Source organism: Nocardioides nanhaiensis, from assembly GCF_039542785.1.
GTDB classification, from domain to species: domain Bacteria; phylum Actinomycetota; class Actinomycetes; order Propionibacteriales; family Nocardioidaceae; genus Nocardioides; species Nocardioides nanhaiensis.
Genome location: NZ_BAABIM010000002.1, coordinates 105193 through 120944, shown reverse-complemented (window position 1 = coordinate 120944; position 15752 = coordinate 105193). Strand labels below are relative to the sequence as shown.

The window sequence follows — 15752 nt, the reverse complement described above, 5'->3', positions numbered from 1 at the left end:
GTGGGCGTGAGTGAGCTGGGTGGGAACTCACGCCGCGAGCCAATGTGCTGACCGTCACACCGTCGTTGAATGGTGCCGCAACAGCACCGACCGCGAAGGAAGCACCCATGACGCCGTCCCGCACCCTCATCACCAACGCCACCGTCCTGACGGTCGACCCGAAGCTCGGGCAGATCGAAGGAGGCGACGTCCTCATCGAGGGCACCAAGATCGCCGAGGTCGGCCGCGGGATCGAGGTCGAGGACTGCGAGGTGATCGACGGCACGGGCACGATCGTCATGCCCGGTTTCGTCGACTCGCACCGGCACCTGTGGCAGTCGGTCATCCGCCACATCGGATCGGACTGGACGCACGGCCAGTACCTCACAGGCGTGCACCTCGGACTGAGCGGCGACTTCCGCCCCGAGGACACCTACATCGGCAACCTGCTCGGTGCCGTCGAGGCTCTCGACGGCGGCATCACCACGTTGCTGGACTGGTCGCACAACATCGACACCCCGGAGCACGGCGACGCGGCCGTCGAGGCGCTCTTCGCCTCCGGGATGCGGGCGGTGTTCGCCCACGGTGGGGGCGCGCGGATGTGGCAGCTGCCCAGCACGGTCCCGCACTCGCGCGACGTGCTGCGCATGCGTGACCAGTACTTCAGCTCGTCAGACTCGCTCGTGACGCTGGCGTTCGCGCTGCGCGGGCCCCAGTTCAGCGTCCCCGAGGTCGCCCACGAGGACTGGAAGCTGATCCGCGAGCTCGGCACCCGGGTCACCGTGCACAACGGGGACGGCGAGTGGGGCAAGAACCGCCCGGTCGCGTGGATGCGCGAGCACGGCATGCTCAACGAGCTCGTGACCCACGTGCACTGCTGCTCGCTCGCCGATGACGAGTACCAGATGATCGCGGACTCCGGGGGTACCGCGTCGGTCTCGGCGGACGTCGAGGCGCAGATGGGCCTCGGCTGGCCGGCGACCGGCAAGCTCATGGACGTCGGTGTGATGCCGAGCCTGAGCGTCGACGTCTGCGTCTCCAACGGTGGTGACATGTTCAACGCGATGAAGAGCACCATCGCCATCCAGCGGGCGCTCGACAACGCGGCCGAGGCGACGCCGGGGGAGCAGGACCGGGTCCGGCTCTCGTGCGACGAGGTGATCCGTATGGCGACCATCGAAGGAGCACGGGCCTGCGGTCTCGACCACGTGACCGGCAGCCTGACGCCCGGCAAGGACGCCGACGTCCTCGTCGTCCGTGCTGACGGCCTCGGCATGGCCCCGCTGAACAACCCCGCCGGGGCGCTGGTCTACTCCGGCCACCCGGGGCTCGTCGACACCGTCCTCGTCCGCGGGGAGGTGGTCAAGCGCCACGGCGTGCTGGTGCGCAGCGACGTGGCAGACATCCAGCGCCGGGCGGTCGAGGCACGCGACTACCTCTTCAAGGCGGCACTCCAGCGCCCGACGACCAGTGATGCCGTGACCGGCGGCAGCTGGATCCCCGGCATCCACAAGGTGCACCGGTGACCTCGACCGAGGCGCCCGCCCCCCAGGCCAGAGCGCCGCTCGACGGGCTGGTGGTCGGGCTCGTCGGGCTCGGTGCGATGGGCAGTCCGATGGCGCGCCACCTCCTCGCCGCGGGCGCCGACGTCCTCGGGCACGACCTCGACGCGGGTGCGGTGCGCCGGCACGTCGAGCGGGGCGGTCGGGCCTCCGGGGCGGTGTCGGAGCTGGCCGGGTGCGACGTCGTGGTGACGTCCCTGCCCTCGGCAGCGGCGCTGATGGCCACCCTCGCCGAGCTGGGGCCGGTCGCGCAGCAGCGCTCCTCCGTGCTTCCGGTGATCGAGACCAGCACGCTGTCGCTGGAGGAGAAGACGTCGGCCCAGCGGACGGCGGCCACCAGCAGGATCCACCTGGTCGACTGCCCGGTCAGCGGCACCAGCGCCCAGGCTGAGCTCGGAGACCTGGTCGCTTTCTGCAGCGGCCTCGAGGACGCGGTCCGCGGTCCGGTCGAGTCCGTCCTGGCCGCGGTGGCCCGGGCCACGCACGACGTGGGCACGTTCGGCAACGGCACGCGGATGAAGCTCGTCGCCAACCTGCTGGTGGCGGTGCACAACGTGGCTGCCGCCGAGGCCCTCCTGCTCGCGGAGCGCTCCGGGCTCGACCTCGAGCAGGTGATCGACGCGGTCGGGGACGGGGCCGGGTCCTCGCGGATGCTCCAGGTGCGCGGACCGCTGATGGCCCGGCGGACCTACGAGCCCGCCACGGCCCGGGTCGCGATCTTCGAGAAGGATCTGCGTGCGATCCACGGCCAGGCCGCGCAGGTGGACAGCCCGACCCCGCTGCTCGACGTCGCCGCCTCGCTCTACGACACCGCAGCCCGGCAGGGCCGACGTGACCAGGACGCGGCGTGCGTCTTCGCGGTCCTCGACGAGAGCACGTCCGGCCCCGGCTGACTCACGGGAAGCGGCAGCCAGGAGGTCAATTCCTCCCTCCGAACGCCAGTGATCGTGGCGGTTTCCGTGAGCAGACTCGATGCGAAGCCTCCGTGACGAACCTCAGCACTCACCCAAGAAGGGCACTCCCATGAAACTCGGCTACTTCGCCATGCCCCTGCACCCCCTCGGCCGCACCTGGGCCGAGACCCTGCAGGAGGACCGGGAGGCGGTGATCCTCGCCGACCAGCTCGGCTTCCACGACGCCTTCATCGGGGAGCACCTGACCGACGCGCACGAGAACATCACGAACAGCCTGCTCTTCCAGGCGACGCTGATCGCGGAGACCAGTCAGATCAAGCTGGGCACGGGCACCACGAACCTGTCACACATGCACCCGGCCCTGGTCGCGGCCAACTCCGCGATGTTCGACCACCTCAGCGGTGGTCGGCTCATCCTCGGAGTGAGCCCGGGGGCCCTGTCGTCGGATGCCGAGGCGCTGGGGATCCTCGACGAGGACCGCACCAAGATGTTCGCCGACGCGGTCGACGTGATCACCGCGATCTGGGAGCGGGAGGCGCCGTACGACATCGCCTTCGAAGGCAACCAGTTCCCGGTCTCGACCCGCCGAACGCAGGACGACGCCATGGGGCTGGGTTCCCTCCACAAGCCGCTGCAGCAGCCGCGCCCCGAGATCGTCGGCACCGTCGTCGCCCCCTTCTCCAAGGGCGTCATCGCGATGGGCCAGAAGGACTTCCACCCCCTCTCGGCCAACTTCCTGCTGCCGCAGTGGGTCGCGACGCACTGGCCCAACTACGTGCAGGGCAAGGAGCTCGCCGGCGTGACGGCCGAGCCGGCCGACTGGCGCATCGCCCGCACGATCTTCGTGGCCGACACCGAGGCCGAGGCGCGTGAGTACGCGGTGTCCGCCGAGAACAGCCCGTACCGCTTCTACTACAAGCAGATGCTCACCAAGATGCAGAAGCTCGGCCGGGTGGAGCTGTTCAAGACCAGCCGCGACGAGCCCGACGAGGCGGTCACGCTGGAGCGGGTGCTCGACCACCTGGTCATCGCCGGCACCCCCGAGTCGGTCACCGAACAGCTCCTGGCGTTCCGCGAGCGGGTCGGTGCCTTCGGCGAGATCGTCTACGCCGGCCTCGACTGGGTCGACGAGGCCCGCGCCCGGCGGTCGATGGAGCTGATGGCCACCAAGGTCCTGCCGGCAGTCAACGACGCGATCGGTGAGACGCAGTGATCGACCCGACGGCCACGGTCCGTCTCCCGCCGCTGCGGGACGCCGACCTCGACGACGCCCAGCGCGAGGCGGTGGCGGTCATCTCGTCCGGTCCGCGAGGAGGGGTCGTGGGACCGTTCGTCCCGCTGCTGCGCAGCCCCGAGCTGATGACGCGGCTGCAGCTGGTCGGTGCCTACCTCCGGTTCGAGGCCGACCTCGACCAGGACCTGCTCGAGCTGACGATCCTGGTCGTCGCTCGGCACTGGGACCAGCAGTTCGAGTGGGGCTTCCACCAGCCGCTCGCAGTGGCCGCCGGCGTTCCGCTCGAGGCGACCGAGGAGGTGGACCGTGGAGTGGCGCCGAGCATCGGCCGTCCCGAGCTCCGCTCCGTGTGGCAGTTCGTCACGGAGCTGCTCTCGGCGGGGGAGGTCGGGGACGACCTCTACGACACCTTGCTGGACGCGCTCGGCGAATCGGCCCTGGTGGAGCTCGTGGCGACGGTCGGCTACTACACGACGCTGGCGCTGACGATGAACGTGGCCCGCACCCCGCCTCCTGCGGGAGCACCTCTGCTCCGCGATCGAGATGGTGCCTGAGATGCCGCGTCCCGTCGTCCTGCTCCACCCGTTGGGTTCGGACCGCACGTTCTGGGACGGAATGCCTCTTCCCGACGGCCGGCGGTGGGCGGCACTCGACCTCCCTGGCCACGGAACGGAGGCCGCCCCGAGCGTGCACGGCGGTGTGGAGGGCCTGGCTGCCCGCGTGCTCGACCTGGCCGACGACGCGGGCCTCGCGCAGTTCGACGTCGCGGGGGTGTCTCTCGGTGGGCTCGTGGCCCAGTACCTCGCGGTCCAGCACCCGGATCGGGTGATCGGCGTCGTGCTGATCGACACCGTGGCGACCTATCCCGAGGCGATGGAGGAGATGTGGGTGGGGCGGGCAGCCACGGCCCGCTCCGAGGGGATGAGCAGCCTGGTGGGTCCGACGCTCGACATCTGGTTCACACCCGAGTTCCGGCGGTCCCGGCCCGACGTGGTCGAGCAGACCACCCGGACGCTGCTCAGCACCGACCCCGAAGGCTATGCCCGGACGTGCGAGATCCTGGCGTCGACCGACCTGACCCCTCGCCTCGCCGACCTGCCGGCACGGACCCTGTCGGTGTGCGGCGACTCCGACGGCGAACCGTTCCGCAATGCGGCCCGGGAGATCGCCGCGGCCACCGGCAGCACCGTGCGGTGGCTGCCCGGGATGCACGCTGCGGTGCTGGAGAGCCCCGCCGAGTTCGTCGCACACCTCGTCGCGTTCCTCGACGACGACGCGGCTTCGACCCCACCGGAACGGACCAGTCATGAATGAGACCCTCGACCTCGACCCGCACGGCATCGACGCCCGGACCTTCCGACACGTGGTCGGCCACCTCACGAGCGGGGTCACGGTCGTCACCACCGACTGCGAGGGCGAGCGCTTCGGGATGACCGCGAGCTCGGTGACCTCGCTGTCCGCCGATCCGCCGTTGATGCTGGCCTGTCTCAACAACTCCGTCCCGACGGCCGACGCGGTCTCGCGCAGTGGCCGCTACGCGGTGAACGTCCTCGGACAGGGGCACGGCGACCTCGCCCACACGTTCGCGATGCCGAGCCCGGACAAGTTCGCCGGAGTGGCCGTCACCCGCGGCTCCACCGGCTCTCCGCTCATCAGCGACGCTCTGGCCCACATCGAGTGCGAGGTCGCCGAGCGGGTCGTGGGCGGAACGCACACGATCTTCATCGGCCGGGTCGTCTCGGCGACGGCGTACGACGGTGAGCCGCTCACCTACTTCCGTGGTGGGTTCGGCCGCTTCGAGTTCGCGCGCGACGACGCGGTCTACACGCACGCGCGGGAGCGCATCCTCGACCGGGTCCACCGCGCGGGTGACGTCGTCGACGTGGACCAGCTCGCCGAGCAGCTCGAGGTGGACCAGACGGCGGTGTTCTACGCGCTGACCCGGTTGACCGGCGACGGGCTCGTGCGTCGCGACCCCGAGCGGGGCTACGTGGTCACCGCCTTCGACGCCAGCGCCTCCGACGCCACCTTCGAGGCCCGTCTTGCGATCGAGATCGGCGTCCTCGAGCAGGTCATCGGCCGAGTCCCCCCGGAGGACCTCGCCGCGGTGCGGCGCGACTTCGACGCGATGTCGGCGCTGCTCGTCGGGGAGCGCTTCGTCGACTTCGACGCCTACCTCGACGCCAACTACGCGTTCCACGAACGACTCGTCGGTCTGGCCCACAACCCGGTGCTCGACGCGACTTTCGGCACCCTCAGCATCAAGCAGGTCATGACCCGGAGCTTCGGATCGACGCCGGTCACCTCACAACGCTTCATCGAGGCGCAGCGCGGCATCACCGAGGGCCTGGAGGGCGCGGACCGGGAGAGAGCCCTCAGCGCTGCGCGTGAGTACACCGACCTCGCCAAGGAACGTGTCCGCGAGATCCTCCAGCAGACCGGTGGCCAGCTCTGAGCTGCCCGCGCGCCCTCTCGGGCACGTCGTGCGCCAACCGGCGTCGGCGGTACCGAGCCGTCCCGCGTCACCCGCGGGTGTGCTCACCACCAGAAGGAGTACCCAGATGTCTCAGCCCCGCTTGAACGGTGCTCGTGCCCTGGTCACCGGAGCCGTCGAGGGCATCGGTGCCGCCATCGCCGCCCGGTTCGCCGCCGAGGGCGCACAGGTCGTCCTCGCCGGTCGTCGCGAGGAGGGCGAGCAGACCGCGGCCGCGATCAGGAAGGACGGCGGGCACGCCACCTTCGTCCGCGGTGACGCATCGCAGGAGGACGAGGTCCGCGACCTTCTCGGCGCGTGTGAGTCGACGATGGGGGGCCTCGACATCGTGGTCAACAACGCCGGGATCGCCCCGGCCGGGCCGTTGGAGCAGATGACACTGGAGGCGTGGGACTCGGTGCTCGCCTCCAACATCACCACCATGTTCCTGGTGTCGAAGCACGCGATCCCCCTGCTCCGACAGTCCGAGCGCGCCTCCATCATCAACCTCGGCAGCACGTTCGGGGTGGTGGGCGCGGGCGGCTCGGTCGCCTACGCGATGTCCAAGGCGGCCGCCATCAACTTCAGCAAGTCCCTGGCTCTGGAGCTCGCCGCCGACGGGATCAGGGTCAACGCCCTGTGCCCGGGTGCGACGCAGACGGCCTTCCTGGAGGGGTGGGCCGCCGACACCGGCGACCGGGACGGCACCATGGACTGGTTGGTCCAGCACCACCCGCTCGGCCGGGTGAGCACCCCGGAGGAGCAGGCCGACGCGGCGCTGTTCCTCGCCTCGTCCGAGTCCTCGTTCGTGACCGGGCACGCCCTGATGGTCGACGGCGGCTTCACCGCGCAGTGACGCCCCCAGCGTCGGGAGCGACCGAGGCGGTTCGCCACCGTCGACAGCGTCCCCGGCCCCCGGGCACGTGGTTGCCAGAAGTGATGCCGAGCTGGCGGACCCGACCGTGCCCGTGCGGTGATGCTTCTCGACCCGAGTGACGGTGGGCTGGGCCAGCTCGCTCGACGTCGGTCAGGAGTGGTGCAGTGCCGCGTGGTCCTCGAACGGCGCGGTCGGGTGGGGGTGTGCGCCGTGCGCGGACGGCAGTGCCCGATCCTCGGGCGCGGCGGCGTACTCGTCGTAGAACGTGGCGAGGGTCATGTAACGGCCCCCGTCCTCGTAGTGCTCGTTCTCCTGCTCGCGGGTCGCGGCGTAGACGACGCGCTCGGGCTCGGCGTAGTAGAGCGCGCCCAGGCACATGGGGCAGGGGTAGGCGGTGACGTAGACGTCGCAGCCTCGCAGGTCGCTCCGGCCCTGCGCCGCGAGCTCGCGGATGGCGGTGATCTCGGCGTGGGCGGTCTTGTCGCCGCTCTGGACGACCTGGTTGGTCGCCTCGTGCAGCACCTCGCCGCTGGCGGCATCGACCACGACGCAGGCGAAGGGCTTCCCCCCGTCGGCGACGTTGCTGCGGGCGAGGTCGATGGAGCGAGCAACGAGAGCGGGATCCGCAGGTGAGGTCACTTCGCGGAGCGTAACCCGAGGAGTCCAGCGTCGGGCCTGCCCTGGGGTGACCGGCGGCTGGAGTCGGTCGCCGAGCCGCACTGCCCGGCCGGGGTGGAGCAGATCGAGCCCCTGACCACATCTCTGCAGGTCAGGGGCTCGATCTGTTGGGGTGAGTAACGGGACTTGAACCCGCGACATCCGCCACCACAAGGCGGCGCTCTACCAGCTGAGCTATACCCACCATGGCCCGGAGCGGCGCAGCCGTGCCGGACAGCAGGAGAGTCTAGACGGATCCGGCCCCGGCGTCGGAATCGGGGGATCCGGCGGGTTCGGCCGCACCGGTCAGCGCCCCGCCGTGCCGCGCGGCGAGCTGCTTGGAGGCGGCCGTGTCGGGCCCGGGCGCGGGCACGAAGACGGCGTCGCGGTAGTAGCGCAGCTCCTCGATGCTCTCGCGGATGTCGGCGAGCGCCCGGTGGTTGCCGCGCTTGGCGGGGGCGGCGTAGTAGGCGCGCGGGTACCAGTGCCGGGCCAGCTCCTTGATGGAGGAGACGTCGACGATCCGGTAGTGCAGGAACGCGTCGAGGTCGGTCATGTCGCGGGCCAGGAACGCGCGGTCGGTGCCCACCGAGTTGCCGGCCAGTGGCGGGCGTGAACCCTCCGGGCAGTGCTCGCGCAGGTAGGCCAGCACCTGCTCCTCGGCCTCGGCCAGCGTGATGCCCTGCTCCAGCTCCTCGAGCAGGCCCGAGCTCTCGTGCATCTCGCGCACGAACGGGATCATCTGCTCCAGCGCCTCGGCCGGCGGGCGCACGACCAGGTCGACGCCCTCGCCGAGCACGTTGAGGTCGAAGTCGGTGACCAGGGCCGCCACCTCGACCAGGGCATCCGCCCCGAGGTCGAGTCCGGTCATCTCGCAGTCGATCCACACCAGTCGTTCGTTCACGATCGTTCACCCTAGTGCGCGAGGCGGTGTGGGGCGCGGCGGCGGTGCTCTCAGGCGTCGTTCAGACCGGCTGCCTACAGTTCTCGGCAGGTTCCACCGGCCGGGGTGCGCCCCGGCCACACGTACGTCGAGACGGAGAGGTCCCCCGATGGCCAACAAGGCGAAGGCCGCCGAGCGCGCCGAGCGGGCTGCCGCCCTGCTCGCGGAGCAGAAGGCCAAGCAGCGCAAGCGCAACATCGTCACCGCCGTCAGCGTCGCCGGCGTCCTCGCCGTGCTGGTGGCCGCCGCGATCTTCATCGGCACCCTGGGCGGCGACGACGAGGGCGGCACGTTCGACGGTCCCGCCGCCGGCGAGAGCGAGTACGGGATGACCGTGGGCGACCCCGAGGCCCCGCACCAGCTCATCGTCTACGAGGATTTCCTCTGCCCCGCGTGCGGCGCGTTCGAGCAGGCGACGAACGAGGACCTCGAGGCGCTCGCCGAGAGCGGCGACGTGTACATCGACTACCGCCCGTTCGTGCTGCTGAGCCAGTTCGGCGACTACTCCGGCCGCGCGGCGCAGGCCTTCGGCGTCGTGCTCGAGGAGTCCGGTCCCGAGGTGGCCAAGGAGTTCCACGACCTGCTCTTCGCCAACCAGCCGGAGGAGGGCGCGGAGTCCTACCCCGACTCCACGGCGCTGATCGACCTCGCCGTGCAGGCGGGCGCCGACGAGGCCGCCGTGACCCCCGGCATCGAGGCGGGGGAGGGCGATTTCTCCGAGGGCGGCACCGAGGAGGCCCAGGACTCGAGCGTCTCCTCGACCCCGACCCTGGTGCTCGACGGCAGCTTCTTCGAGGTGCAGCAGTCGTGGGAGGAGCTCCTCACCGAGCTCCGCTCCTGACCCACGATTGAGGCGGGTCGGTCGTGGCGGGCGATGATGCGCCCGTGACCACCGACCCGCTCACCGGCTTCATCGCCGGGCTGCCCAAGGCCGAGCTGCACGTGCACCACGTGGGCTCCGCCTCGCCCCGCATCGTCGCCGAGCTCGCCGAGCGCCACCCCGGCCCCGTGCCGAGCGACCCCGAGCGGCTGCGCGACTACTTCGCCTTCCGCGACTTCGCGCACTTCATCGAGGTCTACCTCTCGGTGGTCGACCTGGTGCGCACCGCCGAGGACGTGCGCTACCTGACCTACGAGGTGGCGCGCGAGATGGCCCAGGGCCAACAGCTGCGCTACGCCGAGCTGACCTGCACCCCGTACACCTCGGTGCTGCGCGGCATCCCGATCGAGGCCTACACCGAGGCCCTCGAGGACGCGCGTGCCGCTGCCGAGCGCGACTTCGGGCTGGTGCTGCGCTGGATCTACGACATCCCCGGCGAGTCCGGCCTCCCGGCCGCCGAGGCGACGCTGGGCTACGCGCTCGACCACGCCCCCGACGGGCTCGTGGCCTTCGGCCTGGGTGGCCCCGAGCAGGGTGTGGCCCGCGACCAGTTCGAGCCGCACTTCAGTGCCGCCCGCGCCGCCGGGCTGCGCTCGGTGCCGCACGCCGGCGAGACCACCGGGCCGCAGACCGTCTGGGACTCGCTGCGCCTGCTGGGCGCGGACCGGATCGGGCACGGCACGTCCGCGGCGCAGGACCCCGAGCTGCTCGCCCACCTGGCCGAGACCGGCATCGCGCTCGAGGTCTGCCCCTCCTCCAACGTCGCCACCCGCGCCGTCGCCTCCCTGGCCGAGCACCCGCTGCCGGCGTTCGTGGGGGCCGGCGTCACCGTGAGCATCGGCTCCGACGACCCGCCCATGTTCGGCACCGACCTCAACCAGGAGTACGGCGTCGCTGCCCGCCTGCTGCACCTGGACACCGACGGCGTCGCCGAGCTGGCCCGCACCTCGGTCCGGGTCTCGTTCGCGCCCGACGACGTCAAGGCCCGGGTGCTGGGCGAGATCGACGACTACGCGAGCGCCCACGCCCCGGACTGATCCGTTCGTGCACAGCGATCGGCCCGTGGTCGAGCCGCGGCCGGTGGCGGACTAGCCGCGCCGTTGTGCAACTTGTCGGCCATCGCGTTGGCCGACAAGTGAGGGAGTACCCGGCCGACCGGGTAATCCTGTGGCCGGTGGGACGCATGTGACCATGTAGCCAAGCGGGGTTCAGCGACTCCGAGGAGGCGACATCGACGGGTGCGCGGCGCGGGCCCACACCAGCTCGAGGACGACTCAGCCCAGCCGCATCCGCCGGATGACCTGCTGCGCCATCCGGCGCTCGCCCAGCGCGTTGGGGTGCACGATCACCGGGTTGGTGCCGGCGACCACGGGCTCGACCCACCGCACGCCCAGGCGCTGGCAGGCGTCGTGGCCCTCGGAGACCCGGTTGAGGTTCACGTAGGTGACCTTGGTGGCCTTCGCAGCGCGGCGGACGGCGTCGTTGAGCACCGTCTGCAGCTGGCGCAGGTAGGGGACGTCGCCGCGGGCCACGGGCATCTGCGGGAAGCAGCCGCGGGTGCGGGGCAGGATCCACGGGTAGCCGATGATCGCCACGCGGGCGTTCGGGGCCGCCCTCTTCACGCCGCGCAGCGCCTTGACGATCGAGGGGTAGGTGGTGCGCCGGATGGTCCGCACGAACGAGTCACCGTAACGTCGCTGGCACGGGTTTCCCCGACCCAAGGCTGCCGTTCCTTCGGCGCCGCACCGAAGGATGGCGTTGATGAAGACCCCGGAGTCGTTGCCGCCGATCGTCATGGTGACCAGGCGGGTGCGGCGGCTCAGCGCGTCGAGCTGGCGCGGCACGCCCGGGTACTGGGCGGTGAAGAAGTCGCTGGTGTCGGCCCCGCCGCAGGTCACGTCGGTGAGCCGCGCCCCGATCTCGCGGGCGATCACGTGCGGGTAGTTGCGGGTGGAGCGCAGGCACTGCACCGCCGCGGTCGGGTCGAGCGGCAGCACGCCGCTGGCCGCGCTGTAGGAGTCGCCCAGCGCGACGTAGGGCAGCGGTGCGCGTCGCTCGGCCGTCTGGGACAGCAGGGCCCGGTCGGGCGCCGGCGCCGCGAGGGTCGGCGTCGTCAGGCCGGTGGCGACGAGGACGGCGGTGAGCAGCAAGGACGCGGCGAGAGCCGCCCGGCGCAGGGGCATGGCCCGACGGTACCCCTACGTGACCTGGCTCACCTCGGACGGCGAAGGACCGGTGACCGGCGACCTAGTATCCGCGCATGAGGCTTCCTCGCACGCTCGGGTGCGCGGTGCTCGCGGTCCTGGTCTCCTCGCTGGCCGCGTGCACCGACGACCAGCCGAGCTTCTCGGACGAGCTGGCGGACTACGGGCCGATCGCGGCCGAGCAGGTCACGCTCGACGACGGCACCGAGCTGGCGATCGGCGCGCGGGGCGAGGAGGAGTTCGCGGCGCAGTGGCGCGCGCCCGGCGGCGAGGGGTGGACCGCGCCGCAGACCGTGGTGGAGGGCGCCGACCTCGAGGCCGACCAGCTGACGGTGACCCCGGCCGGCGACACGATCGTGGCGGGTTTCTCCTGGTACGCCGCGGACGACGACGAGCGGGAGAACTACGCGAGGGTCGACGCCGCTGCCTGCCGCGACCTCTCCTGCGTCGTCGTCGAGGACGTGCTCGGCGCGCCGATGGTCGACGCCGAGGGCAGGTACGCCGCCGTCGAGCTGGAGCGCGAGGGTGACGACGACACCGCGCCCGAGCGGTTCGCCACGTGGGAGTCCGGCGCCGCGGAGTGGGAGGAGGTCGAGCTCGACGGGCTGCCGGTGCCCTCGGAGCAGTTCGTCGTCCCGGACGTCGTGCTGCTGGGTGACGGGTCCTTCGCCACCGTGCGCGGCAGTCTCGCCGGGACGTCGTGCAGCTACGAGCTGTGGCTCAGCGAGCCCCGTGGCACGACGCTGGCTCCGGTGGCCTCCACGTCGCCGCGCCCGGACCCCGGCTGCAGCCCCGAGTTCGTGCAGACCGACGGCACCTACGTGACCTTCTACGACCGCACCACCGACGACGACGTCAGGTTCGTGCAGCAGGACGGCTCCTGGGTCGACGACCAGCCGACCTCGGGACTGCTGGAGATCGACGACCGCGAGGGACGCGCCGGGATCGCGATGAACCTCACCGAGCTCGAGGACGGCAGCAGCGTCGCCGTCGGCTCACCCGACCTGGTGCGCGTCGTCGCCCAGTACCGCCCGGCCGGCTCCGCGGAGTGGACGCGACCGGTGACGGTCGCCCGGTCGACGCCGCAGCGGCCCTGCCGGACGGCGCGTTCGAGCACGATGTTCGAGCACACGGACGTGATGTACGTCGTCAGCTGCTGGCCCCGCGACTCGGCGTGGGGCGACGAGTACGACGACGCCCCGCCGCCCACGTCGGGTTTCGCGCTCGCGAGCGCGGACGGGCGCCGGTGGTCGGCTGCCCCCCTGGACCGGCCGGGTTACGATCCCGTCGCGCAGGTAAGCGAGCGGCTGCTGCTCGCCCGCGGCGGTGACCGCTCGGTGGTCTGGAGGCCGGGCGCCACGCGCTTCGAGGAGGTCACGCTCCCGCTGGCCGAGCCCACGGTGGACGCCCTCGCCGTCAGCGGGGGCACCGCCATCCGGGTGACCGGCAACGCCGACCCCGCGCGGCCCTGCCGACCGACGTGGAGCATCGCCCCGCTGACCGCGGACACCTGGCAGGACGGCGGCGCCATCCTGCCGATCGAGCCGTTCGCGCGCGGACCGCACGAGTGCTACGGCGTGGCGAGCGACGAGGAGGAGAACGGGCGGGTCTCCGTGCCGGGCCGGGAGATCCGGGTCGCGGGTGTCATCGAGAGCATCAACTCGTCGGTGGACGGCACGCTCGTGCGCACGCAGGGAGCCTGGCGCTTCCGGCGCGGCTGAGGACCCACCCGCCGGGGCGGGCTGCTCAGGCGGGAGGCGCCGCGGGCAGCCTCAGCTCGAACCTGGCGCCAGATCCCCGGACGGCGTCGCCGCACACCAGGTCGCCGCCGTGCGCGCGGGCGATGCCGCGCGCGATCGGCAGCCCGAGCCCCGACCCGCCGGCACCCGAGCGCGCCTCGTCGAGGCGCACCATCCGCTCGAAGACGCGCTCCCGCTCGGCCGGGGGCACGCCCGGGCCGTCGTCCTCCACCACCAGGACGACCCGACCCGCCGCCGGGTCGCTCGCCACCTGGACGGCGACGCGGGCCGCCCCCGCCTGCGCGGCGTTGTCGACCAGGTTGCCCACCAGGCGGCTGAGCCGGTCGCGGTCGGCCACCACCTCGGTGCCCGCCGCGCCGTCGGGGCCCCCGTCGTCGAGCGTCAGCGTGACGCCGGGGAGACCGAGCTCGCGGGCCGCCAGCACCTCGGCGGCCACGGTGCCCAGGCGGAGCCGCTCGCGGCGCAGCTCCAGGCCCTGGTCGATGCGCGTCATCAGCAGCATGTCCTCGACGAGGCGACCGGCTCGCCGGGTCTCGCGCACCAGGGTGGTGAGCACCCGCTCGCGCTCGGCGCGGGGCGGGTCCTCGCGCAGCACGTGCTCGGCGGCCGCCTGGGCGCCGGTCAGCGGGGTGCGCAGGTCGTGGGCGGCGTCGGAGAGGAACGTGCGCAGACGCTGCTCGGAGGCGATGGCGCGCTGCTCGGCGCCCACCACGGCGTCGAGCACCTCGTCGAAGGCCGTGGCGGTGCGGCCCAGCTCGGAGGTGGCGGGGTGCGGGTCCAGCCGGCGCTGCCGGTCGCCGCGGGTGATCTGGCGCGCCACCTCGGTGATCCGGTCGAGCGGCGAGAGGGCGCGACCGACCAGCCACGGCACGGCCAGACCGGCCAGCAGCAGCACGGCCAGCGCGACGACGCCCAGCACCAGGCGCACCTGCGCGACCGTCGCGCGCACGTCGGCGGTGTCGGCCACCAGCACCAGCTGCTCGTCGTCGCCGAGGCTGCGGTCCACGCGCAGCAGGTCGCCCTGCTCGACCACCTCGGTGGCGGGGCCTGCCGGGTCGGGCGCCGGGCCGTCGCGTGGCACGGGGGCCGGGGCAGCACTCGGGGGTCGGCGCGGCTCGGGCTCCTCGGGCTCCTGGGGAGTCGACGGGACGGCGGGGGTCGCCGTCGAGGCGACAGCGCCCGCCAGCGGCCCTTCGGCGAACACCTCGCCGTCGTCGACGAGCAGCACCGAGACGCCGTCACCCTCCAGCCGGCGCGCGAGGTCTCTACCCTCCAGCTGCTCGGCCAGCACGTCGGCGAAACCCGCGCGGTCGACCAGCCGGTCGCGCAGCTGGGACTCCAGGCGCGCCGAGAGCGCGCGGTCGCTGGAGACCACGAGCACCAGCAGCACCGCGGTCAGCGCCAGGAGCACGAAGGCGGTGACCCGGCGCCGCAGCGAGGGGGTGGCGACGCCGTCGCTCACGGGCGAGCGCCCTCGCGCGGGGCGCGGAGCACGTAGCCCAGGCCGCGCTCGGTGTGCAGCAGCCGCGGCCCGTGCTCCTCCAGCTTGCGGCGCAGCGCGCTCACGTGCACCTGCACCAGGTTGTCGGCGTACTCGCCGTACCCCCACACCTGGGTGAGGATCTGTGCCGACGACATCACCTTGTCGCGGTGGTCGGCCAGGAAGCACAGCAGCCGGAACTCGGTGGCCGTCAGCGACACGGGGGAGCCGGCGCGCTCGACCAGACCGGCGTCGGGGTCGATGCGCAGGTCGGCGACCTGCACGCTGGTGGGCACCGCGCCCAGCCGCCGCAGCACCGCCCGCACGCGGGCCACCAGCTCCTCGGTGACGAACGGCTTGGCCACGTAGTCGTCGACGCCGACCTCGAAGCCCCGCAGCCGGTCCTCGACGGCGTCGCGCGCCGTCAGCATCACCACTCCGGCGCCCGACCGCGCGCGCACCAGCTCCACCAGGTGCGGGCCCTGGCGCCCGGGCAGCATCCAGTCGAGCACCACCAGCGCGGGGCGGAACCCGGCCAGCTCGGCCTCGAGCTCCTCGCCGTCCGGCAGGGCACGGACTTCCAGCCCGGCGGCCACCAGCGCCTGCGTGACGCTCGAGCGGATCGCGGCGTCGTCCTCGACGACCAGGACGCGGGCCGGGGCAGGGGTGCTCACCGCGCCAGTGTGCCGACCCGGGGCTGAAGAACACCTCAAGAAGTGGGCGGGAGTCCTCGTTCTTGAGGTGGCCTTCAGGTCCGGCTCGCAGCGTGGTGCTCGTTCCCAGTCGTGA

15 protein-coding genes and 1 tRNA gene are annotated in these 15752 nt (G+C 72.3%); 10 read left to right on the top strand and 6 right to left on the bottom strand.

Annotated elements, in window-relative coordinates; translation table 11 throughout:
* Positions 1-107: 107 nt before the first annotated feature.
* The 7 genes from ABD948_RS08765 to ABD948_RS08735 all read left to right on the top strand — a co-directional run bounded on the left by ABD948_RS08765 (position 108) and on the right by ABD948_RS08735 (position 7018).
* Positions 108-1505, top strand: coding sequence for an amidohydrolase family protein (locus ABD948_RS08765; protein WP_345264812.1), 1398 nt, complete (start codon positions 108-110; stop codon positions 1503-1505).
* Positions 1502-2434: an NAD(P)-dependent oxidoreductase gene (locus ABD948_RS08760; protein ID WP_345264810.1), complete on the top strand. Its 933-nt coding sequence runs from the start codon at positions 1502-1504 to the stop codon at positions 2432-2434. The genes ABD948_RS08765 and ABD948_RS08760 overlap by 4 nt, the downstream gene beginning before the upstream one ends.
* 130 nt (positions 2435-2564) lie before the next feature.
* Complete coding sequence (locus tag ABD948_RS08755) at positions 2565-3668, top strand: LLM class flavin-dependent oxidoreductase (RefSeq protein ID WP_345264808.1); 1104 nt, start codon at positions 2565-2567, stop codon at positions 3666-3668.
* Entirely contained in the window at positions 3665-4243 is a 579-nt protein-coding gene (locus tag ABD948_RS08750) for a carboxymuconolactone decarboxylase family protein (RefSeq protein ID WP_345264806.1), read from the top strand. The genes ABD948_RS08755 and ABD948_RS08750 overlap by 4 nt, the downstream gene beginning before the upstream one ends.
* The gene (locus ABD948_RS08745; RefSeq protein ID WP_345264804.1) at positions 4233-5003 is read left to right on the top strand and encodes an alpha/beta fold hydrolase; all 771 of its coding nucleotides are present in this window, start codon (positions 4233-4235) and stop codon (positions 5001-5003) included. The genes ABD948_RS08750 and ABD948_RS08745 overlap by 11 nt, the downstream gene beginning before the upstream one ends.
* Entirely contained in the window at positions 4996-6144 is a 1149-nt protein-coding gene (locus ABD948_RS08740; protein WP_345264802.1) for a flavin reductase, read from the top strand. Before ABD948_RS08745 ends, ABD948_RS08740 begins: the two co-directional genes overlap by 8 nt.
* A 106-nt stretch (positions 6145-6250) precedes the next feature.
* Positions 6251-7018 (top strand): SDR family NAD(P)-dependent oxidoreductase, encoded by a 768-nt coding sequence (locus ABD948_RS08735; protein WP_345264800.1) that lies wholly within the window; start codon positions 6251-6253, stop codon positions 7016-7018.
* A gap of 171 nt (positions 7019-7189) precedes the next feature.
* Here ABD948_RS08735 and ABD948_RS08730 read toward each other — a convergent pair whose 3' ends face one another.
* From ABD948_RS08730 to orn, 3 genes are all read right to left on the bottom strand, one after another.
* The gene (locus tag ABD948_RS08730; RefSeq protein ID WP_345264798.1) at positions 7190-7678 is read right to left on the bottom strand and encodes a nucleoside deaminase; all 489 of its coding nucleotides are present in this window, start codon (positions 7676-7678) and stop codon (positions 7190-7192) included.
* A 147-nt stretch (positions 7679-7825) separates the two neighbouring features.
* A tRNA-His gene (locus ABD948_RS08725) sits at positions 7826-7901 on the bottom strand.
* Positions 7902-7943: 42 nt separating this feature from the next.
* Positions 7944-8567 carry an oligoribonuclease gene (gene orn / locus ABD948_RS08720; RefSeq protein ID WP_425576587.1) on the bottom strand — a complete coding sequence of 208 codons (624 nt, stop codon included), beginning with the start codon at positions 8565-8567 and terminating at the stop codon, positions 7944-7946.
* A 181-nt stretch (positions 8568-8748) separates the two neighbouring features.
* Between orn and ABD948_RS08715 the strand changes: the two genes are divergently transcribed.
* Both ABD948_RS08715 and ABD948_RS08710 read left to right on the top strand, forming a co-directional pair.
* The gene (locus ABD948_RS08715) at positions 8749-9480 is read left to right on the top strand and encodes a DsbA family protein (protein WP_345264794.1); all 732 of its coding nucleotides are present in this window, start codon (positions 8749-8751) and stop codon (positions 9478-9480) included.
* 44 nt (positions 9481-9524) lie between these two features.
* A complete protein-coding gene (locus ABD948_RS08710; RefSeq protein WP_345264792.1) occupies positions 9525-10556 on the top strand; it encodes an adenosine deaminase in 1032 nt (343 codons plus the stop codon).
* 237 nt (positions 10557-10793) lie between these two features.
* On the opposite strand, the gene ABD948_RS08705 is transcribed toward ABD948_RS08710, so the two are convergent.
* Positions 10794-11702, bottom strand: a complete 909-nt coding sequence (locus ABD948_RS08705) for an SGNH/GDSL hydrolase family protein (protein ID WP_345264789.1) — start codon at positions 11700-11702, stop codon at positions 10794-10796.
* 77 nt (positions 11703-11779) lie between these two features.
* Here ABD948_RS08705 and ABD948_RS08700 point away from each other — a divergent pair, with 77 nt between their 5' ends.
* Complete coding sequence (locus tag ABD948_RS08700) at positions 11780-13444, top strand: hypothetical protein (RefSeq protein WP_345264787.1); 1665 nt, start codon at positions 11780-11782, stop codon at positions 13442-13444.
* 25 nt (positions 13445-13469) lie between these two features.
* On the opposite strand, the gene ABD948_RS08695 is transcribed toward ABD948_RS08700, so the two are convergent.
* Positions 13470-14945, bottom strand: a complete 1476-nt coding sequence (locus tag ABD948_RS08695) for a HAMP domain-containing sensor histidine kinase (protein WP_345264785.1) — start codon at positions 14943-14945, stop codon at positions 13470-13472.
* A complete protein-coding gene (locus tag ABD948_RS08690; protein WP_345264783.1) occupies positions 14942-15637 on the bottom strand; it encodes a response regulator transcription factor in 696 nt (231 codons plus the stop codon). The genes ABD948_RS08695 and ABD948_RS08690 overlap by 4 nt, the downstream gene beginning before the upstream one ends.
* Between the last annotated feature and the right edge of the window lie 115 nt (positions 15638-15752).